The sequence below is a fragment of the Modestobacter lapidis genome, from assembly GCF_054780755.1.
Map to the genome: position 1 here is coordinate 29,185 of NZ_BAAGVS010000016.1, position 19,975 is coordinate 49,159.

13 protein-coding genes and 1 pseudogene are annotated in these 19,975 nt (G+C 73.4%); 7 read left to right on the forward strand and 7 right to left on the reverse strand.

Going from position 1 to position 19,975, the window contains the following annotated elements; all coding sequences use genetic code 11:
* Positions 1-97: 97 nt before the first annotated feature.
* Both ACYVG5_RS15115 and ACYVG5_RS15120 read left to right on the forward strand, forming a co-directional pair.
* Complete coding sequence (locus ACYVG5_RS15115; RefSeq protein WP_460683310.1) at positions 98-1,108, forward strand: chitosanase; 1,011 nt, start codon at positions 98-100, stop codon at positions 1,106-1,108.
* Positions 1,109-1,253: 145 nt separating this feature from the next.
* The gene (locus ACYVG5_RS15120) at positions 1,254-2,453 is read left to right on the forward strand and encodes an HNH endonuclease signature motif containing protein (protein WP_460683311.1); all 1,200 of its coding nucleotides are present in this window, start codon (positions 1,254-1,256) and stop codon (positions 2,451-2,453) included.
* Positions 2,454-2,561: 108 nt separating this feature from the next.
* Here ACYVG5_RS15120 and ACYVG5_RS15125 read toward each other — a convergent pair whose 3' ends face one another.
* Positions 2,562-3,632: an MsnO8 family LLM class oxidoreductase gene (locus ACYVG5_RS15125; RefSeq protein ID WP_222050606.1), complete on the reverse strand. Its 1,071-nt coding sequence runs from the start codon at positions 3,630-3,632 to the stop codon at positions 2,562-2,564.
* A 119-nt stretch (positions 3,633-3,751) separates the two neighbouring features.
* Here ACYVG5_RS15125 and ACYVG5_RS15130 point away from each other — a divergent pair, with 119 nt between their 5' ends.
* Positions 3,752-6,481, forward strand: a complete 2,730-nt coding sequence (locus tag ACYVG5_RS15130; RefSeq protein ID WP_222050607.1) for an MGH1-like glycoside hydrolase domain-containing protein — start codon at positions 3,752-3,754, stop codon at positions 6,479-6,481.
* Positions 6,482-6,486: 5 nt separating this feature from the next.
* Here ACYVG5_RS15130 and ACYVG5_RS15135 read toward each other — a convergent pair whose 3' ends face one another.
* Entirely contained in the window at positions 6,487-7,320 is an 834-nt protein-coding gene (locus ACYVG5_RS15135) for an alpha/beta fold hydrolase (RefSeq protein WP_222050608.1), read from the reverse strand.
* Between the two features lie 196 nt (positions 7,321-7,516).
* On the opposite strand from ACYVG5_RS15135, the gene ACYVG5_RS15140 reads away from it, so the two are divergent.
* Positions 7,517-9,019, forward strand: a complete 1,503-nt coding sequence (locus tag ACYVG5_RS15140) for a flavin-containing monooxygenase (protein ID WP_222050609.1) — start codon at positions 7,517-7,519, stop codon at positions 9,017-9,019.
* Positions 9,020-9,083: 64 nt separating this feature from the next.
* On the opposite strand, the gene ACYVG5_RS15145 is transcribed toward ACYVG5_RS15140, so the two are convergent.
* Positions 9,084-9,524 (reverse strand): flavodoxin family protein, encoded by a 441-nt coding sequence (locus tag ACYVG5_RS15145; protein WP_222050627.1) that lies wholly within the window; start codon positions 9,522-9,524, stop codon positions 9,084-9,086.
* A 155-nt stretch (positions 9,525-9,679) separates the two neighbouring features.
* Between ACYVG5_RS15145 and ACYVG5_RS15150 the strand changes: the two genes are divergently transcribed.
* Positions 9,680-10,327, forward strand: a complete 648-nt coding sequence (locus tag ACYVG5_RS15150; RefSeq protein WP_222050610.1) for a DUF6308 family protein — start codon at positions 9,680-9,682, stop codon at positions 10,325-10,327.
* 10 nt (positions 10,328-10,337) lie between these two features.
* Here ACYVG5_RS15150 and ACYVG5_RS15155 read toward each other — a convergent pair whose 3' ends face one another.
* Entirely contained in the window at positions 10,338-10,730 is a 393-nt protein-coding gene (locus ACYVG5_RS15155; RefSeq protein ID WP_222050611.1) for a helix-turn-helix domain-containing protein, read from the reverse strand.
* Entirely contained in the window at positions 10,681-11,292 is a 612-nt protein-coding gene (locus ACYVG5_RS15160) for an AraC-like ligand-binding domain-containing protein (protein WP_222050612.1), read from the reverse strand. The genes ACYVG5_RS15155 and ACYVG5_RS15160 overlap by 50 nt, the downstream gene beginning before the upstream one ends.
* A gap of 169 nt (positions 11,293-11,461) precedes the next feature.
* Between ACYVG5_RS15160 and ACYVG5_RS15165 the strand changes: the two are divergent.
* Positions 11,462-11,809 (forward strand): annotated as a pseudogene (locus tag ACYVG5_RS15165) (alpha/beta hydrolase); the annotation flags it as partial.
* 8 nt (positions 11,810-11,817) lie between these two features.
* The gene (locus tag ACYVG5_RS15170; protein ID WP_222050613.1) at positions 11,818-12,300 is read left to right on the forward strand and encodes an alpha/beta fold hydrolase; all 483 of its coding nucleotides are present in this window, start codon (positions 11,818-11,820) and stop codon (positions 12,298-12,300) included.
* Positions 12,301-12,318: 18 nt separating this feature from the next.
* Here ACYVG5_RS15170 and ACYVG5_RS15175 read toward each other — a convergent pair whose 3' ends face one another.
* Together ACYVG5_RS15175 and ACYVG5_RS15180 are read right to left on the reverse strand one after the other, a co-directional pair.
* Positions 12,319-13,686 carry a GntP family permease gene (locus ACYVG5_RS15175; protein WP_222050614.1) on the reverse strand — a complete coding sequence of 456 codons (1,368 nt, stop codon included), beginning with the start codon at positions 13,684-13,686 and terminating at the stop codon, positions 12,319-12,321.
* 290 nt (positions 13,687-13,976) lie between these two features.
* A complete protein-coding gene (locus ACYVG5_RS15180) occupies positions 13,977-19,898 on the reverse strand; it encodes a DUF4011 domain-containing protein (protein WP_222050615.1) in 5,922 nt (1,973 codons plus the stop codon).
* Between the last annotated feature and the right edge of the window lie 77 nt (positions 19,899-19,975).

The following is a 19,975-nucleotide window of genomic DNA, read 5'->3' on the forward strand; positions in this document are numbered from 1 at the left end:
ACGACGACGGCCGATGGTCAGGTGGCGCGGGCCTACCATCAGCCGCACGGGGGCCGGCGCAGCTCTCCTGAGCGGCGGATCGACGGGGAGGGGACCGGTGGCACGGGCCGACGTCCTCGACGACCCTCGCGCGGACCAGGCGGAGGCCGGAGCCGCCAGCCGGACGTCCCATCGCCTGTGGCAGCAGCGACGGCACCTCGGGCTGGCCGTCGGTGTCTCCGCCGTCGTCATCGCGCTGGCCGCCCTCGGCACGGCGACGACCGGGTCGACCGACCCCGCGCCGTCGACCGCCCCGCCGGGGCAGGGTTCGCCCGTGAATCCGCCACCCGCCGAGCCGGAGACGCCGGCCACGCTCTTCGACGCCGACAAGCGCGACCTGGCCATGCAGCTCGTCTCCAGCGCCGAGAACTCCTCACTCGACTGGCGGGCGCAGTACGGCTACATCGAGTGGAACGTGGAAGGCGTCGCCGCCGAGAACCGCGGCTACACCGCCGGCCTGATCGGGTTCTGCAGCGCGTGCGGCGACATGACCGCCCTGCTCGAGCACTACTCGACCCTGGCGCCGGGCAACGTGCTCGAGCAGTACCTCCCCGCCGTGCGGCGGGAGCAGGAGCGCGGCATCGGCCGCGCCACCCAGAACGGCCTCGGCCGTGCGTTCGAGGCCGCCTGGTGGGCCGCCGCCACCGACCCGCTGTTCCGCCAGGCGCAGGACCACCGGATCGACGTCGGCTACTTCCGCCCGGCCGTCGAGCAGGCGATCGCCGACGGGCTCCCCGTGCTCGGCCAGTTCGCCTACTTCGACGCGATGGTCATGCACGGTCCCGGCGACTCCCCGTACAGCTTCGGCGGCATCCGGGCCACGGCGCTGCGTGCAGCCCCCGCCCCGGCCGCCGGCGGCGACACGGAGGCCTACCTCGACGCCTTCCTCGACGCCCGCGTGGCGGCGATGCGCACCGAGGTCGCTCATCGCGACACCAGCAGGGTGGACACGGCCCAGCGGCGCTTCCTCGAGCAGGGCAACCTCGCGCTGGACACGCCGCTGGCCTGGTCGGTCTACGGCGACCGCTACACGGTGCGCTCGCTCGGCGTCCGGCCGGTGGTGCGCTGAGCGGCTCGGGCTCCACCGTTTGCTGGTCGTGCGGTGACCGACTGATCGCTGACCGTGCGGGACGCTGACCTGCGCTTTCAGCTTGTGCATGGCCCTGCCTGGCGGTAGACTTCGAACATCAGTTCGAAGTGCTGCGGGAGGTGTCATGGGCGAGTTGACCTCGGCCCTGGACGCGCTGGCGGCCGATGACCTGAAGCCGATGTTCGGGCCGCAGCTGCTGGACCGGGCGTCGATGTTGCAGCAGGCGAGGAACCGGATCGATGCCGAGCTGGCCCGCACGGTGCGGGAGTGCGAGCTGACCCAGGCGCCCGAGCACGACGGGCTGAAGACGATGGCGTCCTGGGGGCGAGGTCACCTGCGGCTGTCCGCGCAGGCGGCGTCCCGGCTGGTGCACTCCGGCCGGGCGTTGGAGCACCTGCCCGCGGTCGCCGTGGCCTTCGCCGCGGGGGAGGTGACCGCCGAGGCGGTGGCGGTGATCGCCCCGATCACGACCGGGGAGCGGCTGGCCGCGGCGGCCGATCAGGGTGTGGACGTGGCCGAGGTGGATGCGGCGCTGGCGCTGGCCGCGGCGACCCAGCCCTACGACACGCTGCGGGGCTGCGTGCAGCGCTACTGCGCCGCCCTGGACCCCGACGGCCCCGAGCCCGACCCCACCGAGGGGCGGCGGCTGTCCATCGCGAAGCACGCCGATGGCAGCATCACCGGCCGGTTCGACCTCGATGCCGTCGGTGGGGAGAAACTGCAGGCCGCGCTGGAATCGATCGTGCAGGCCGCCCGGCCCCAAGGGGACACCCGCACCCGCGCCCAGCAGAACGCCGACGCCCTGGTCCAACTGTGCGACAACCAGCTGGCCTCGGGCCAGCTGCCGTTCCTGCGGACGGTGAAGCCGCACGTGGTCCTCAACCTCGACGTCGATGACTTCGCCGACCCGGCCACCGGTGCCGGCGCTGCATCCACCGGCTTCGGAGCGTGCATCTCCGCCGAGCGGGCCCGGTGGCTGGCCTGCGACGGCAGCATCTCCCGGATCGTGATGGGTCCCGACGGCGTCCCGCTGGACCTGGGCCGGGACCACCGCGTGGTCACCCCCGCCCTACGGAAAGCCGTCGAGCGGCGCGACAAGGCCTGCGTGTTCGCCGGCTGCAACGCACCGACCTGGTGGTGCGATGTGCACCACCTCATCCACTGGATCCACGGTGGCGAGACCAACCTGACGAACTCAGCGCTCCTCTGTGAACGCCACCATACGAAGGTCCACCACGGCTTCCGCGTCGAACGACCACCCGACGGCCGATGGCGCACCTACCGCCCCGACAACACCGAGATAATCATCGGACCCCGCTGGTAGCTGCCTGTCCACCGGCACGACCGACCCGCGGCGCTGCGGGGGAACTCGCACCGGCGGCCGCGCCGCGCGCCCGGCCAGCCGGCTGCGGCGGGCGGTTCACCGTCGGCGTCAGCCGGAACGCGGCCGCAGTCCGAACGCCTCCGCGAGCAGCTCGTGCGAGCGCCGCCGGTCGGCGGGGTCCGCGATCAGGTTCTGCACCATGAGCTCGTCGGCGCCGCTCTCCGCCACCATCTGCTCCAGCGCGGTCCGCACGTCGTCCGGGCCGCCGGCGAGGAAGCGTGGCCACCGGCCGTCGACGATCGTCGTCGGCTCGTCGGCCTGCGCGGTGGTCAGCTCCCGGGCTCCGTCGTCCGCCGAGGGGATGGTGGCGCCATCGCCCATGCGGCCCAGCCGGGCGTAGAACCCCTTGGCCGAGTTCGCCAGGTGCCGGCCGTCGGCAGGTGTGTCGCCGACGGTCACGTTCACGGCCAGGATCGCGCGCGGCTCGTCCAGCCCGAACCCCTGGGGCTGGAAGGTGGCCCGGTAGTTGCGCAGCGCCCGCGCCGCGCCGGCCGGGTTGATGAACCCGGCGAACGTGTAGCCGATGCCGAGCCCGGCAGCCAGGTTCGAGCCGCTCGGGCTGGAGCCGAGCAGCCAGGTCTGCGGAACGGCGCGGACCGTCGTCATCAACGGGTTCCCGGCAAAGGCGTGCCCCTCGGGGAACGCCTCGTACAGCCAGGCCAGGGTTTCCAGCACCACCTGCTGGTGGTCGGGCTGGGCCTGCTGGCGGCGGTCGGGCTGCAGCGCCAGGTCGATCACCGGTCCGGAGGTGGCCCGCCCCATGCCCAGGTCGATCCGGCCGGGTGCCATCGCCTCGAGCTGCTTGAACATCTCGGCGACCTTGAACGGGCTGTAGTGGTTCATCAGCACCGCGCCGGAGCCGAGGCGGATGCCCCGGGTCCCGGTGGCGGCCGCCGCGATCAGCAGCTCCGGGTGGTGCGAGGCACCCGACCGGCTCAGATGGTGCTCGGCGAACCAGATGCGGGAGAACCCCAGGTCATCGGCATGGCGGGCGACGGCGAGCGAGTCGGCCAGCGCCTCGACCTCGGTGGTCCCGGGCGCGACGGTGCCGAGATCGACGATGGACAGCTTCAGCAGAACTCCCGGGGTCGGAGGGGGGACGGTCGCCGCTGGGGGCACCGGACGACCCCGACCGTACGGAGGCGCCGGGCGGTGATGCTCATCGCTCCTGGCCCCGCGGACCCTCTCCTGTCACGCGCGACACGGCGGGCCCCGGAACGCGTGGCATCGTGGCCGGGGTGTCAGCCCCGCACGACGACCCTCGCTCCGTACCGCTCGCACCACCCGGCCCGCAGGACGCCACCGCGCCACGCAGCGCCGAGCACGCCCGGCTCGCCGAGTCCAGCGACATGTCGGCGCCCTGGCGGCTGTGGGGCCCGTACCTGGCCGGCCGGCAGTGGGGAACCGTCCGCGAGGACTACTCCGCCGACGGCGACGCCTGGGCCGGGTTCCCCTTCGACCACGCCGTCTCCCGCGCCTACCGCTGGGGGGAGGACGGGCTCGGCGGCATCTGCGACCGCTACGGCTTCCTCAACTTCTCCGTGGCGATGTGGAACGGCAAGGACCCGGTACTGAAGGAGCGGCTGTTCGGCCTGACCAACGACGAGGGCAACCACGGCGAGGACGCCAAGGAGCACTGGTGGGCCATTGACGGCACGCCGACCCACTCCTGGATGCAGTGGCTCTACCGCTACCCGCAGGCCGAGTACCCCTACGCACAGCTGCGCGCGGAGAACGCCCAGCGCACCCGGGACGAGCGCGAGTACGAGCTGTCCGACACCGGCGTGCTCGACGAGAACCGGTTCTTCGACGTCCAGATGACGTACGCGAAGGCATCGTCGGACGACGTCTGCATCACCGTCACAGCGACCAACCACGGCCCCGACCCCGCGCCGCTGCACCTGCTGCCGCAGGTCTGGTTCCGCAACACCTGGGCGTGGGGCGGCGACAAGCGCCAGGGCCTGCTGACCCAGCTGCTCGCGCCCACGCTCACCGTGAACGGGCTGGAGGCGGTCGAGGCCGAGCACGGGTTCCTCGGCCGCTACGTGCTCGCGGCCGAGGGAGCGCCCACCGTGCTGTGCTGCGACAACGAGACCAACGCCGTCGCGCTCTTCGGCGCCGAGCGGAACGCCAGCCGCTACCCGAAGGACGGCGTCGACCGCGCCGTCGTCCACGGCGACCGGACGGGGCTCAACCCGGCGGACTCCGGCACCAAGGCCGCGTTCTGGTACCGCTGGGACGCCGTCGCCCCGGGCGAGACGGTCACGGTCAAGCTGCGGCTGCGCCCGTCGGCCCCCGACGAGGCGATGTTCGGCGCGGAGTTCGATGCCGTGCTGGCCGGCCGCAAGGAGGAAGCCGACGACTTCTACGCCTCGGTGATCCACCCCGGCCTGTCGGCCGACGACCGGCATGTGGCCCGGCGCGCGTACGCCGGGCTGCTGTGGACCAAGCAGCTGTACCGCTTCGACGTCGCCCAGTGGCTGGACGGCGACCCCGACGTCCCGTCGCCGACGACGCGTGCCGCCCCGGGGAAACGGAACACGCACTGGCGGCACGTGGCGCTGGCCGACGTGATCTCCATGCCCGACGAGTGGGAGTACCCGTGGTTCGCCGCGTGGGACACCGCCTTCCACACCATCCCGCTGGCGCACGTCGACCCGGACTTCGCCAAGGAACAGCTGCTGCTGATGTGCCGCGAGTGGGCGATGCACCCCAACGGCCAGCTGCCGGCCTACGAGTGGGCGTTCGGCGACGTCAACCCGCCGGTGCACGCCTGGGCCGCGTGGCACGTGTACCGGATCGACGGCTACCGCGACCAGCAGTTCCTCATTCGGGTGTTCACCAAGCTGCTGCTGAACTTCTCGTGGTGGGTGAACCGCAAGGACGCCGACGGGTCGAACGTGTTCGAGGGCGGCTTCCTCGGGATGGACAACATCGCGCTGTTCGACCGGTCCGCGCCGCTGCCACCGGGGTACCGGCTGGAGCAGTCGGACGCGACCAGCTGGATGGCGTTCTACTGCCAGCAGATGCTCAAGATCGCCCTCGAGCTGTCGCGCTTCGACCAGGCGTGGGACGGCACCGCGACCAAGTTCTTCGAGCACTTCCTGGCCATCGCCGAGGCGATGAACTCCTTCGGCTCGCACGGCATGTCGCTGTGGAACGAGGACGACGGCTTCTTCTACGACGTCCTGGTCGCCCCGGACGGCGTGCCCGAGCCGCTGCGGGTGCGCTCGATGGTGGGGCTGCTGCCGATCCTGGGCGCCACCGAGGTGCCCGGCTGGGTCACCGCGGAGGTGCCGGACGTCGCCGAGCGGGTGCGCTGGCTGCAGCGCCGCCGGCCGGAGCTGATGGCGCCGCTGCGCAGCCGGTCGGCGCCGGAAGGCCGCAAGATGCTGCTCTCCCTGGTCGACAAGGACCGGCTGGAACGGATCCTGACCCGGATGTTCGACACCGAGGAGTTCCTCTCGCCCTACGGCATCCGGTCGCTGTCGAAGTCGACCGGGCAGCTCATCGCACGGGTCGGCGGGCGGGACGCCTCGATCGAGTACGAGCCGGGGGAGTCGCGGACGGGGCTGTTCGGCGGCAACTCGAACTGGCGCGGGCCGGTGTGGTTCCCGGTCAACGTGCTGCTCGCCGACAAGCTGCGCACCCTCGGGCGGCACTACGGCGACTCGTTCACCATCGAGCTGCCCACCGGCTCGGGCAACCGGTGCACCCTCGTCGACGCCGCCGACCTGATCGACAACAGCCTCACCCGGCTGTTCCGGCCGGTGAACGGCAAGCGCCCCGCCGACGGCGACCGGATCGAGGCCAGCGACTCACCGCTGTGGCGCGAGCACCCGACGTTCAGCGAGTTCTTCGACGGCGACACCGGCGAGGGGCTCGGCGCCACCCACCAGACCGGTTGGACGGCGCTGGTCGCGCACCTGCTCAACCCGCGGCTGCCGCCGGATCCGCGCTGGGCGTGAACGGGTCAGCGGATCGACTGCTCGCCGAGGAAGCCCGCCACCAGCGGCACGAACTCCTCGGCCCGCTCCACACCGAGAGCGTGGCTGGAGCCGGGCCCGGTGAACAGGTGGTGGCGCGCGCCGGGGATGGTGTCGGCGACCTGCCGGCCGTGCCACGGTGGGGTCAGTAGGTCCTGCTCGCCGGCGATCACCAGCGTGGGGGCGGTGATCCGGCCGAGACGGTCGAGCGTGTCGTGCGCGAGGTCGGCGTCCCATTGCTCGGCGGTGGTCCGGATCTGCCCCTCGGTGCTCGGGAACAGCGGCAGCAGCTCCTGGATCAGCTCACCGAAGGCCGGGTCGTCGAGCAGCTGCGGTGAGAACGCGACGCCGAGCGCGCCCAGCGCCGCCTCCAGGTCGCCGGTCCGCCACGGGTGGGCGAGGGCGGTGAGCATCGCCCGCTGGAATCCGTCCGTCCGCGCCCAGGTGCAGTACAGGACGAGCGAGGCGACCCGGTCAGGTGCGGCGAGCGCGAGCTCCTGCGCCACGGCGCTGCCGAGCGAGTAGCCGAGGACGTGTGCCCGCTCGATGTCGAGCGCCTGCAGGAGCCCCAGCGCGTCCGCGGCCAGGGAGGCCACGCTGATCTCGCCCGACCCCCGCTCGGACCCGCCCATGCCCCGCAGGTCGTAGGTGATCACCCGGTGCTGCCCGGCCCAGGCCGGCCCGAGGTCGGCCCAGAACCCCAGCGACTGGCTGGTGCCGTTGATGATGAGCAGCGGGTCACCCGCGCCGTACTCCTGGACGGCGACGGTCACGTCGCCGACCTGGACCGTGCGCGGCGCGGAGGTGGTCGGTGTGCTCAACGGAACTCCCGGTGTCGTCCAACGGTGTGACGCGCAGCACACCACAGCGCCGTACCGCGCCGGAAGACGTTCCTCCGGTTCCGTCGACCTCTTTGTGATGTGAACCACATCACGGCCTCTCGAAGTGGTAGGAACGGCGCACGGGGACGGTGCACGCTCGAGGTCCGCCGGCCCGACCAGGACTGGGGGATCGGCCATGACGATGACGCAGGCGTCCGGGACGGCAGTGCAGGAACGGGTCGAGCACGTCGACGTGCTGATCGTGGGGGCGGGCATCTCCGGGATCGGGGCCGCGTACCACCTGAGGGAGCAGTTCCCCGGGAAGAGCCTCGTCGTCCTCGACGCGCTGGAGAGCCACGGCGGCACGTGGTGGACCCACCGGTACCCCGGCGTGCGTTCCGACAGCGACCTGTTCACCTTCGGCTACCGCTTCAAGCCTTGGCGCGGGGCGTCCATCGCGACGTCGGAGGAGATCCTCCACTACCTCGACGAGGTCATCGCCGAGAACGGGCTCGACGCCCACATCCGCTACCAGCACCGCATCACCGCCGCGACCTGGTCAACCAATGACCGGCGCTGGACCGTGGCGGTGGCCCGCGGCGACACGGGGGAGGAGCTGACGTACACCACCGACTTCCTCTGGATGTGCCAGGGCTACTACCGCCACGCCCAGGGCTACACCCCCCAGTGGCCGGGCATCGACCAGTTCCAGGGCCAGGTGGTCCACCCGCAGACGTGGCCCGACGACCTGGACTACGCCGGCAAGCGCGTCGTCGTCATCGGGTCCGGGGCGACGGCGGCGACGCTGATCCCGGCCATCGCCGAGACCGCCGGGCACGTCACGATGCTGCAGCGGTCGCCGACCTTCTTCTACGCCCGCCCGAAGACCCACGAGTTGGCGACCACGCTGCGGGCGCTGGACATCCCGGAGGAATGGACGCACGAGATCCTCCGCCGGACCTACATCGCCGAGCTGAACGAGCTCACCCGGATCTCGGCCGAGTCGCCGGACGACGCGCGCACGTTCCTCATCGAGTCCATGCGCCCGCTGCTCCCGCCGGGCATCGACATCGACAAGCATTTCAACCCGACCTACCGGCCCTGGCAGCAGCGGATTGCCGTCCTGCCCGACGGGGACATGTTCGCGGCGCTGCGGGAGGGCAAGGCCTCGGTCGTCACCGACACGATCGAGACGTTCACGGAGAAGGGGATCCGCCTGGCCTCGGGTGCGGAGCTCGAGGCGGATGTCGTCGTCACCGCGACCGGCTTCGACCTCAGCGTGTTCGGCGACATCTCGTTCACCGTCGACGGGCAACCGGTCGACTGGGCGCAGACGGTGACCTACCGCGGCCTGATGTTCACCGGGCTGCCGAACCTGGCCTACGTGTTCGGCTACTTCCGGCACAGCTGGACGCTGCGCGCCGACCTGATCAGCGATTTCGTGTGCCGGCTGCTGAGGCGCATGGAGAAGCAGGGCGCGACGATGGTCGTCCCGGCGCTGCGGGACGAGGACGCCGGCATGCAACTGGGGCCGTGGGTGGATCCGGAGAACTTCAACCCGGGGTACCTGGCGCGGTCGATGCACCTGATGCCCAAGCAGGGCGACCGGGAGCCGTGGCGGCACCTGCACGAGTACGCGGAGGAGCGGGAGATGCTCCCGGCGGCGGATCTGGATGACGGCACGCTCGTCTACCGGTGACGTCCTGACGTGCCCGCTCCCACCGCCGCATCGCCCGCCGCGTCGATCGCGGCGTTCCCGGCGGCTACAAGCTGACCGCGACGGTCGCCGCGAGCTCGCGGCAACCCGCCAGGTCGTCCGTGCCGGGCGCGCCGGTGAGACTCAGCGGTGCGGCGACCTGCTTCCAGCGCAGCGCACCGGTGATGCGCTGGATGCTGGCCAGCGCGCCGGACGTGTCGTCGTTCCCGTGCACGTACACGCCGAAGGGCAGGCCGACGGTGGCATCGAGGCACGGGTAGTAGACGGTGTCGAAAAAGTGCTTGAGCGCGCCGGACATGTAACCGATGTTCGCCGGCGTCCCGAGCAGGATCCCGTCGGCGGCGAGGACGTCCGCAGCCCCCGCTGACAGAGCCGGTCGGACGACGAGCTCGACGCCCTCCACCAGCGCGACGCCCTCCCGCACCGTTTCCAGCACCGCCTGCAGCGCGGGGGAGGGCGTGTGGTGGACGACGAGCAGGCTCGGCATCCCGGCATCATCCGTGGTGACCGACGATCCTCTCAACCAGCCCGGATCGGTCGGCGTCGAGAACCGGCGGCGGCCGCCGAAGGCGCGCACGTCGCGACGTGGGCCAGGATGCGCACGATGAACGGTGGACGGCGAATCCCCATGGACGGTGGCCGATGAGCCCCCGGCGACGGACCCGTGTCCGGCGCTCGCTGGCGGAGCTGCAGGAGCGAGCGGCTGGTCACCTGGCCCGGTACACCGCGCCCGACGGGTACTACGGATTCGCCACCTATGACCAGAGCGCCGTCCACGACGGCCCGCTGACGCCTGCCGACGTCCTCATGGCCAACCTGCTCAGCCTGCGGCTGGACTGGCGGGACGTCGTGCCGCTGTTCGCCGCGGGCGGGACGCCGTACGGGCTGCTCCGCAGCGCGCTGGGCGACGCCCTGGCGGAGGCGCGCGCCCTGCCGCCGCTGGAGGACTGCACCGAGGAGCAGGCGCTCATGCCGGCGCTGTCGCGTGCCAACCAGGTGGCCTACGAGACGCCGCACTCCCCACGGCGCACCCGGCGGACGTGGGGCCCCGTCACGGTGTCCAAGGTGCTGCACCGGCTGGCGCCCACCGTGCCGCTCATCGACGCCTACGTCATGGGTTTCTACGCGGCCCGCTGGTCCCAGGACGCCCGGCTCGCGATCCGCGCGGACCTGATCGGGAACCGGGAGTGGCTCGAGCCGCTGGCCGCGGCACATCCCGTCCGCGGGGAGCCGATGCCGCTGACCCGGGTCGCCGACATCGCCATCTGGATGGAGGGCACGTCGAGTTGAGCCCGGCGGGTCAGCCGGTGGTCGCTGTCCGCTGCCACTCGCGCGGACTCATCCCGTAGGCGTCCTTGAACCGGCGCGTGAAGTGGCTCGGGTCGGCGAAGCCGTGGGCCCGCGCGGTGGCGGCGATCGACCGCCGGCGGCCGGCGGGTGAGATGAGCTGCGCCCGGGCGGCGGCGAGCCGCCGCTGGATGACCCACTGCTCGACGCCCGACCCGGCCTGCTCGAACGCCCGGTACAGCTGCCGTACCGACACGTTGTGCGCGGCGGCGATCGCGGCGGGGGTGAGCCCGGGATCGGTGAGGTGCTGCTGCACGTAGGCCCGGACCCGCACGAGCAACGTCTCCTCGAGCACGTCAGCGCGCCGGCGTTCGCCGCCGCCGGCAGAGACGACGAGCGCACGCACGAGCTGGGCGGTGGCCGTCCCCAACGCCGCGGCGCCGGGATCGGCTCGCAAGCTCGTCCGCCGAGGCGACCACCTGCCGCAGGTGGGCCAGCACGACGTCGCGCAGCGGGCTGGCGCGCAGCCGCGGCGTCGCCCGCCGGACGACGTCAGGAGGCAGGCCCAGCTGCTCGTACGGGAGCTGGAACGACCGTGCGCCGCCACCGACCGCGCAGCCGAAGGAGTAGGGCGCGCTGAGGTCGACCACCATCAGCTCGCTGCCGAGCACCAGCTGCTCGTGGCCGAGCTGGGTGTACTCGCCCCGGCCGCGCGCCTGGAACGACACCGCCAGCGCCCACTGGCCGCCGAGGCGCGCGTGCCGCGGTGTGCGCACCAGGCGGAACGGCGAGGCGTCGGTGGTGAACACCGCCCCGGGGCCCAGCGGCCACAGGTGCATCCGCGCATGCAGCTCGGCAGGTGGCGTGCGGAGCTCCACCCGGCAGGGCACCGACGCCTGCTGCATGGCGGCGCGGAACGCCTCGGCGCGGTCGGCCGGCGGGAGGTCGGTGGTGTCGAGGATCAGCATCGTGGCCCCTGCTCGCGGACGTCGGCCCGAGCCTTGCAGGGATGCACCCCGGGAGGAAGGCACCCAGGGGCCAGAGCCGGGCACGCACAGCCGATCCGCCGTCCCCGCCCGCTGCCAGGGTCCTGAGCGAGCGGGGCCACAGCCGCCCGGAGACCGCGAGGAGACCGCCATGACCACGCCACCGTCCGCCCCCCACACCATCGTGCTCATCCACGGCTTCTGGGTGACCCCCCGCAGCTGGGAGAACTGGGCGAGCCACTACGAGCGCCGCGGCTTCCGCGTGCTCACTCCCACCTATCCCGGTTTCGAGGTGGAGGTGGAGGCGCTCAACGCCGACCCGACCCCGATCGTGGAGGTCACGCTGCCGCAGATCGTCGACTCCATGGCAGAGGTCGTCGGCGCACTCCCGACCGCACCGATCCTCATCGGGCACTCCGCCGGCGGGGCGATCACCCAGCTCCTGCTCGACCGCGGCCACGGAGCAGTGGGCGTCGCCCTGAACTCCGCGCCGACCGAGGCGTCAGGGTGCTCCCGCTGTCGCAGCTGCGATCGACGTGGACGGCGTTCCGGAACCCGGCGAACCGGCACCGCGCCGTCCCGCTCACCGAGGAGCAGTGGCACTACGCCTTCACCAACACCTTCGACGCGGCGGAGTCGCGGCGGCTGTACCTGCGGTACCACATCCCCGCGTCGGGCCGGATCCTGTGGAGCTCCGTGCTGGCCAACTTCATGCCCGGCCCGCAGGATGCCGCCGTCGACTACGGCAACGACGCGCGGCCGCCGCTGCTGTTCGTCTCCGGCAGCGAGGACCACATCATGCCGCCGTCGGTGCAGCGGTCCAACGCCGACCACTACCGCGGCGACGCGGTCACCGAGCTGCGCGAGTACCCCGGCTACCCGCACCTGCTGCCGGCCGCGCCCGGCTGGGAGCAGATCGCCGACGACGTGCTGGACTGGGCGCTCGACCACGCGATGGGCGCGCGGCCCCGGGTGTCGGGGCCGTCGTGAGGCCGCCCTCGCCCGGGCTCAGACGGCCGCGGCCACCAGGCTGGCCACCAGCACCAGCGGCAGGGAGACGACGGCCCCCAGCGAGGTCGCCATCGTCAGGGTCTTCAGGCTGCCCTTGGTGGAGAGGTCGAGCAGCGTGCTGAACATCCAGAAGAAGTTGCTGTTGACGTGGAGCGCGAACATGGCGCCCGAGGCGATGGCCAGCGCGATGACGACGGGGTCGACCCCGAGCGAGCCGACGATCGGCGAGATGATGCCTGCGGCGGTGATCGCCCCGACCGACACCGACCCGATCGCGAAGTGCAGCACCGCGGCGATGAGCCAGGCGAGCAGGATGCTGAGGATCACCGGCGCGTTCTCGTCGGCGGAGAACAGGCCGATGAGCGTCTGGTCCATGCCGCTCTCGGCGATGACGGCGCCCAGGGACCCGCCGACGCCCGTGACGAGCAGGATCTCGCCGGTGGTGCGGAAGCCGGCCGTGAGGACCGTGCCGACCCCGTCCCCGCCCAGCGACGGCCGGACCATGCCGAAGGCGATCAGCAGCCCCACGAAGAGAGCGATGTTGGCGTCGCCGAGGAAGGTGAGCACCGGGTTCGAGACGTCCGCCAGGCCGGCGATCGCCCCGGTGGCGATCAGCACCAGCGGCACCAGGATCGGCAGCAGCCGCACCCACAAGGGCAACTGCGCGGCGCGCTCGGCCAGCGGCACGTCCTCCGTCTCGTCGTGCGGACGCCCCTCCTCGACGACCACGTCGGGGTCGAGGTCGGTCCGGTCGTTCCAGTAGCCCCGCCCCAGCAGCAGCCAGAACAGGAACGTCGTGACCAGGGCGGTCGTCAGCCCGATCGGCAGCCCGTACAGCAGGTAGGTCCCCAGCGGCACCTCCATGAGCCCGGCGATGGCGACCGCTGCGAGGCCGGGCACGACGAAGACGTACCCGGCGAAGATGCCGATGGCCATGGCCCCGGCCAGCCACGGCAGGCCGTGGCGGCGGTCGACGGCCGGCGCCGACTCCTTGGCCATCGGCGCCGCCAGGACGACCTGCACGTCGACGTAGATGGACGGGAAGATCGTGGAGAGCGTGGCGGCCATCGCGTACGGCAGACGACGCCCCATGCGGCGCGCGAGGATCTCCACCAGGTCGCTGAAGGTGCCCATCGCGTGCAGCAGTGCCCCGATCAGCACGCCGAAGCCGATGAGCAGGCCGACCTCGGCCATGATCTCGCCGAACCCGCCGGTGATCTGCGCGACGGTGCCCTCGGCGCCGAGCCCGGTGGCGAGCCCGAGGTACACGCAGGCGATCAGCAGGGAGATGACGGGGTCGACCTTGAACCGGATGATGAGCACGATCGCGCCCAGGATCGCGATGGCTGAGTGCAGGATCTCCATGAGGGAACTCCGATCTGGGCCACCGGTGGCGGCACCACGCTAGGGGACGCGGCCGGTGAGGAGCGATGCGAAGGGCCGAGTCCGTGCGCTGCGTCCCGTCGACATGGCCGAGGCGCCGGCCGGGGCTCCTGACCGACCACCCTCCCGGGATCTTGTGCTCTGCTTGCCCCCGGTACGCAGAGCACAAGATTCTGGAGGGGCCCACCCCTCGGCCAGCTCGCCCTGCTCTCGAGCTGAGTCGAGCTGGCGGAGCCTCCTTGCGTGAGCGCCCGCTGCGCTGCGTCGAGGGCTCACACCATGAGCAGCCCGGACGCCGATTCGCCGAGCCGCCCGGCGGTCAGCGTGAGTTGCAGCGCCGCCTCCAGGACGGCGACCTGCGCGGCCGTCCGCCGGCGGTAGCCGAACACCTCCAGCGTCTGGGCGAACAGCTCGTCCCGGGTCATCCCCGCGCTCGCCCGGCAGAGCGCGACCATGGCGTTGCCGATCTCCTCCGGCGCGATCTGTTCCATCGGGCGGTCGGCGGCCGGGTCGCGGCGGAAGCCGGTCCACGTCGCCCGGTCCAGCCCGTCCGGCCAGACGAAGTCGCCCACCCGCATCGCCGGCGGCACCAGCGCGCCGAGCGAGTCCAGCCGTGCCCGCAGCACCCGGCTCAGCCCGAACGCCCCGCCGGTCAGCCGGGCCAGCCGGTCGACATGCACCGGCCCCTCGGCCGCAACCCCGGTGAGCAGCACCTTGCGCACCTTCTCCGCGCCGCGCGGGTTGGCGATCCGGTCGAGCATCTCCTTGCCGCCGGCCGGCGCCGGCGTCCACGGCTCGAACGGCTCCTCGTCGTCGAGCGCCCGCGGCGGGGTGGGCGCCTGCGCCGGCAGCGGCGGCACCGGCCCCGAGGCCATCGGCCGCCGGGCAGGCGCCGCCGGAGCCGGAACCGGAGCCGGAGCCGGACCTGGAGCTGGAGCCTCGGCCGCCGGGTCCGCCTTCGCGGCCATGAAGGGGGGGAGCTGGGGAGCGGGGGCAGGGGGAGCAGCAGGAGCGGCGGCTTCCACCGCGGCGACCAGCCGGTCGAGCACCGCCTCGCGGTCGGCCAGCCACTCCGGCAGCCACACCCGCTGCACCGCCGGCCAGCGCAGCATCCCGCCGAGCACCTCGACCGGCAGCCCGTCGCGGTCGCCGACCGTCCGGCGCCGCGCCCACGCCGGGCCGTCCAGCAGCACCGCCATCACCGGGGCATCGGGCGCCGAGGGCCGGGCCACGGCCAGGTCGATCGTGAACTCCGAGAGCCCGACGTCGGTGCGCACCGCCAGCCCGCGGTCGCGCAGCGCGGCGGCGACCTCCTCGCGGTGCCGGTCGGGCACCGAGACGGGACGGGCGTCGCGCGGCAGCGCATCGGTGCCCAGCGCCGCCATGTCCAGGTACGCCCGCAGGTGCTTGACCCCGGTCGACGACGTCTCCTCCGCCCGCAGCATCGCCGGGTCGAAGGAGGAGAACACCACCACCTGCCGCCGGGCCCGGGTGATCGCCACATTCAGCCGGCGCTCGCCGCCGGACCTGTTCAGCGGCCCGAAGTTCAGCGGCAGCGCACCCCGCTCGTTGACGCTGAAGGCGGTGGAGAAGAACACCACGTCCCGCTCGTCGCCCTGCACGTTCTCCAGGTTCTTGACGAACATGCCCTCGCCGTCGGTGCGGTCGAGCGCCTCGACCAGCCGCTCGTCGCCGGCGTCCCGCAGCAGCGACTCGATCAGCGACCGTTGCGGGGCGTTGAACGTGACCACGCCCAACGAGGGCAGCTCGGCAGGAGAGGCGGCGAACCGGCGGCGGATCTCCGTCACGATCGCCTCGGCCTCGATCGGGTTGGTGCGCAGCAACCCGCCGCCGCCCGAGCGGTGGAAGACGCCGTCGACCCGCACCAGCGAGACGCCGAAGCCGTCCGGGCCGGATGAGGCGGGGCCGTGCACCGGCGCCGGGAACGACGACAGCCGGTTCTCGTAGTACTGGCCGTTGCTGAACGCGATCAGCGACTCGTCCTGGCTGCGGTAGTGCCAGGACAGCCAGTGCCGCGGCACCCGGGCCTGCACGCACTCGGAGAGGATCGACTCCTCGTCCTCCACCGCCGTCGCGAGGTCGTCGTCCAGCACGTCGTCGTCGGCGCCGGACGACGGTTCGGCGAACGACGTCGGCGGCATCTGCTTGCTGTCCCCGACGACGACGGCGGCCCTCGCCCGGCCCAGCGCGCCGACCGCGTCGGCGACCCGGATCTGCGAGGCCTCGTCGAACACCACCAGGTCGAACTGCCCGGCCACGGCGGGGAAGAAGCGGGCCACCGAGTCGGGGCTGACCAGCACGCACGGCATCACCGCGGTGATCAGGTCGCCGTACTCGGCGAGCAGCCCGCGCACGCCCAGCCCGCCGCGCTGGCGGTTCAGCTCCCGCTGCAGCGCGCCGATCCGGCCGCCCCGAGCGGCGACGTCGAAGGAGCGCGACCCGAGCACCTCCGCCGGCAGCGCGGCGGTGAGGTGGGCGCGGACCGCCCGCGACGCGGCGGTGAACCGGGCGATGGCCTTCTCGTGCACCGGGGCGTCGAAGACCGCCAGCCCGGTCGCCGCCTCGCGCTCGGTCACCGAGGCCAGCGACAGACCACGGTCGAACGACCGCACCGCGTCGTCGGCCGGGACCGCTCCGGTCAGCAGCGCGGCCCGGGCCTCGAGCAGGCCGGCCCCGCGCAGCGGCTCCAGCGCGGCGATCAGGTCCAGCCACCGGCGCAGCGACGGCAGCCCCGGCGCCGACGTCGCCCGCTCCACCCGGGTGAGCGCCCACTGCACGGTGATCCCGGTGTTCCCGGTCCACGCCGCGAGCGCCGCCGGAGTGCTGCGGCAGGCGGCGATCAGCCGGCGGGCGGCGTCCCGGATGCCGGCGACCCGCTCGGCCGCGGCGGGTTCGGTCACCGGCCCGTCGGCGAGCAGCTGGCGCAGCGCCCCCGGGAATCCGTCGGTGCCGTGCACGGCCGCGCCCACCCGGCGCAGCCAGGCGGCCTGGCCGGCGACCAGCCCGGGATCGGTCAGCGGGTTCCAGGCCGGCGGCACCTGCAGCCCGGGCACCTCCCCGGCCCGGCGGCCGAGGTCGCGGGCGGTCTCCTGCAGCCGCAGCAGGGCGGCGGTCAGCGTGGGCACCTGCTTGGGCTCGATCTCGACGCCGGGGCGGAGCGCGCCGGCCAGCTGGTCACGGACCGCGATCAGCCGCTTCTTGCGCCCGAACCAGCTCGACTGCGCGGCCTCCTGCGCGGCCGCGTGCACGGTGGCCAGCGGCAGGTCCAGCGCGGCGGGGGTGGCGACGTCCAGCCCCGGGTGCTGGGCGGCGGCGAACGCGGTCACCTCCGCGGCGATGGCGCTCGCGGCGGCTGCCCAGCGGGGCGTGCGGGCCTGGTCGAGCACGTCGAGCCCGACGGGCAGGCCGGTGAGCAGGGCGGCGAGCGCGTCGAGGTCGTCCGGCGTCCGGGCGGTCTTCAGCGCGGGGACGACGCGGGGGTCGACCGGGTCGGGTCCGATGGCGTTGTTCAGGTCGAGGGCGGCTCGCTGCACCGCGTCGACGTCGACGTCCGCGGTGTCGACGAACGCCCACGGGTGGTCGGGGCGCGGCCGGGCCAGGTCGGCGACGTCGGGCAGGCCGGCCAGCGCGCGGCGGACCGCAGCGGTCGACTCCGCGCCCAGCCCGGCGACGGCGGACGCGTCGACCGGCAGCGGCGGCACCGCGTCGCCGGCGGCGAGCACACCGGTGTGCGCGCTGTACAGCGACAGCCCGGCGGGGTTGGGCTCGTGCAGCCGGGCGGCGTACCGGGCCAGCGCGCGGCGGGCGGAGCGGAGGTCCTCGCCGTCGGCGCTGAAACCCTGCTCGTCGACCTCGACGGCGTGCTCGAGCGCGGCCCGGACCTGGGTGCGGACGGCGGCGGGCCGGCTGCCCTTGTCGTGCAGGTCGAGGGCGAACGGGCCCATCCCGACGGCCTCGAGCCGGCGGGCGACGACGTCGAGGGCGGCGCGCTTCTCGGCGACGAACAGCACCCGCTTGCCGTCGGCGACGGCGCGGGTGAGCAGGTTGGTGATGGTCTGGGACTTACCGGTGCCGGGCGGGCCCTCCAGCACGAAGGTCTGCCCGGCGGCGGCCGCGGCCACGGCCTGCAGCTGGGAGGCGTCGGCCGGCACCGGCACCGCCGCGGCCAGCTCGTCGAGGTCGGGCGCGACGGGTGCGCTCACCGGGTCGGGGAAGGGCTCGGTGGGGGAGCGCGTCAGGTGCGCGACCAGCGGGTTCCCGGTCAGGTCGGCCCAGTGCTCGTCGAGGTCCTTCCACAGCCGGAACTTCGCGAACGCCAGGATCGCCAGGTCGGCGGTCGGCTCCACCCGGTAGGGCAGCCCCCGCTCGGCGACCGCGAGCCGCATCGCCTGCAGCGCGGCGTCCAGGTCGATGCCCGCGCCGTCGACGGCGGGCTCGGCCAGCCCGGGCACGGTGAGCCCGTGCAGCTGGCGCAGCTTCTCCAGCAGGCAGTAGTTGGGCGTGCTGGTGCCCGACTCGTCGAGGCTCAGCCGGTACGCGCCGTTGCGCGAGGCGGGCTTGAGGACGACGGGCAGCAGCACCAGCGGCGAGCGCAGCGGCCGCCCGTCGAGCTCCCAGGCGAGGCTGCCCAGCGCCAGGTGCAGGTTGTTGGCGCCGGTCTCCTCGACGACGGTCTTCGCCTTGTAGGCCAGCGCCCGCATCCGCGGCACGTAGGAGGCCTCGGGGACGTCGACGTAGAGGCCGCGCCGGTCGAGCAACAGGCTCGCCAACTGCTCCTGGGGCAGCTCGCGCGCCGAGCGCAGCCCCCGCTCGCGCGCGACGGCGGCGAGCTGGTCGCTGGGCAGCAGGGTGAGCACCGATCCGCCGTTGACCATGTTCTCCAGGTCGGCCAGGTGCGCGTCGGGCACGGTGAGCGCCAGCCCGGAGCGGGGCGTGTAGTTGATCAGCCGGTTGCGCAGGCTGAGGTCGAGCAGTGCGTTCTTCCACTGGGCGATGCGCGGCGGGGCGGTCTCGCGGGGTGCGCCGGGCGCCGCCGGCCCGGCGTCCCGCGTCCGGGCCGGCGTGCTGTGCACCGCCGGCCGGTACTCGACGACCTGCACGGTGCCGTCGGCGTCGCGGGTGCGGGCCGGCAGCGGGAGGACGCCGTCGCGGCGGGCGCGGTGCACGTCGGTGACGCCGATGACCCGATCGAGGTCGCCGGTGAGCCAGGCGGCGTAGGCCGGCCGGTGCAGCTCGTCGAAGGCCGCGGGCTCGGCGCGGGCGGTGAGCAGCGTCGACTCGATCAGCCGGATCAGGCCGAGGTCGACGAGGTTGACCAGACCGGCGACGTCGGTGGTCGCGGCGCTCTGCGCGGACATCTCCTCGCGCCAGTAGCCGAGGAACGCGTGGCCCTCGACCAGCCACAGCAGCGGCCGGATGCCGGCCTGCTCGAGCGCCGCGGCGAGCACGACGACCAGGTCCAGGCAGGTGCCGACCGCGCCGTCGAGCACCTCGCCGGGGGTGCGGACCTTCTGGCCGGCGTCGGCCCAGCTGGCCGGCGGCTCGCTGTACCGGACGTCGCGCCGCTGCACCGCCGCGCAGACCGCGGCGACGATCTGGTCGACCCGCTCGGGGCCGGCCTGGTAGCCCTGCACCGACGGGCTGCCGGTCTCCGCCCGGAGCAGCTCGGCGGCCTCGCCCAGGAGCGCGGGAACCGCCGGGTGGTTGGGCAGCACGTGCGCGGCCAGCATCTCCATGGCCAGCGACAGCGGAGTGGCCAGCCATTGGGCAGCGGCCAGCACGACGACGGGGACGCGCGCCGAGCCGAGCACCGCGCCGTCCTGCTCGACGGAGACGGTGAGCCAGCCGGGACGACGCTCCTCGACCTGCAGCATCGCCGCCGGGTCGAGCCGGAGCCCGACGTCGGTGAGCACGGTGGTGCGGCCCGGGTCGACGTCGGCCAGCAGCTCGACCGGCGTGCCGATCGCGCCCTGGCTGTCCCGGACGCCGACGTGCACGCTCGCGTTCCGGAGCGGGGCCCCGCTGCCGGTGAGGGTCAGCTGCGACACCACCGGGACGCCGTTGGAGGCCAGCGCGTAGCTGAGCACCGGCACGGAGGTGACGTCGACGGACACCCGGGTCGCCCGCACCGGCACGTCGGTCGGCTCGAGCTGGAGGTCCGTGCTGTCGCCCATGCCCCTCTGTGTACCGGTCGCCGGTGACAGAGCCGGGGACGTCCGGCCAGCGCCGTGACGGGTGGGACGAGAGGCGG

Excerpts from the sequence above, each read along its gene's own strand:
- ACYVG5_RS15180 (WP_222050615.1), bottom strand. The coding sequence starts at position 19,898 with ATGGGCGACAGCACGGACCTCCAGCTCGAGCCGACCGACGTGCCGGTG.
- ACYVG5_RS15175 (WP_222050614.1), bottom strand. The coding sequence starts at position 13,686 with ATGGAGATCCTGCACTCAGCCATCGCGATCCTGGGCGCGATCGTGCTC.
- ACYVG5_RS15150 (WP_222050610.1), top strand. The coding sequence starts at position 9,680 with ATGAGCCCCCGGCGACGGACCCGTGTCCGGCGCTCGCTGGCGGAGCTG.
- ACYVG5_RS15120 (WP_460683311.1), top strand. The coding sequence starts at position 1,254 with ATGGGCGAGTTGACCTCGGCCCTGGACGCGCTGGCGGCCGATGACCTG.
- ACYVG5_RS15140 (WP_222050609.1), top strand. The coding sequence starts at position 7,517 with ATGACGATGACGCAGGCGTCCGGGACGGCAGTGCAGGAACGGGTCGAG.
- ACYVG5_RS15160 (WP_222050612.1), bottom strand. The coding sequence starts at position 11,292 with ATGCTGATCCTCGACACCACCGACCTCCCGCCGGCCGACCGCGCCGAG.
- ACYVG5_RS15145 (WP_222050627.1), bottom strand. The coding sequence starts at position 9,524 with ATGCCGAGCCTGCTCGTCGTCCACCACACGCCCTCCCCCGCGCTGCAG.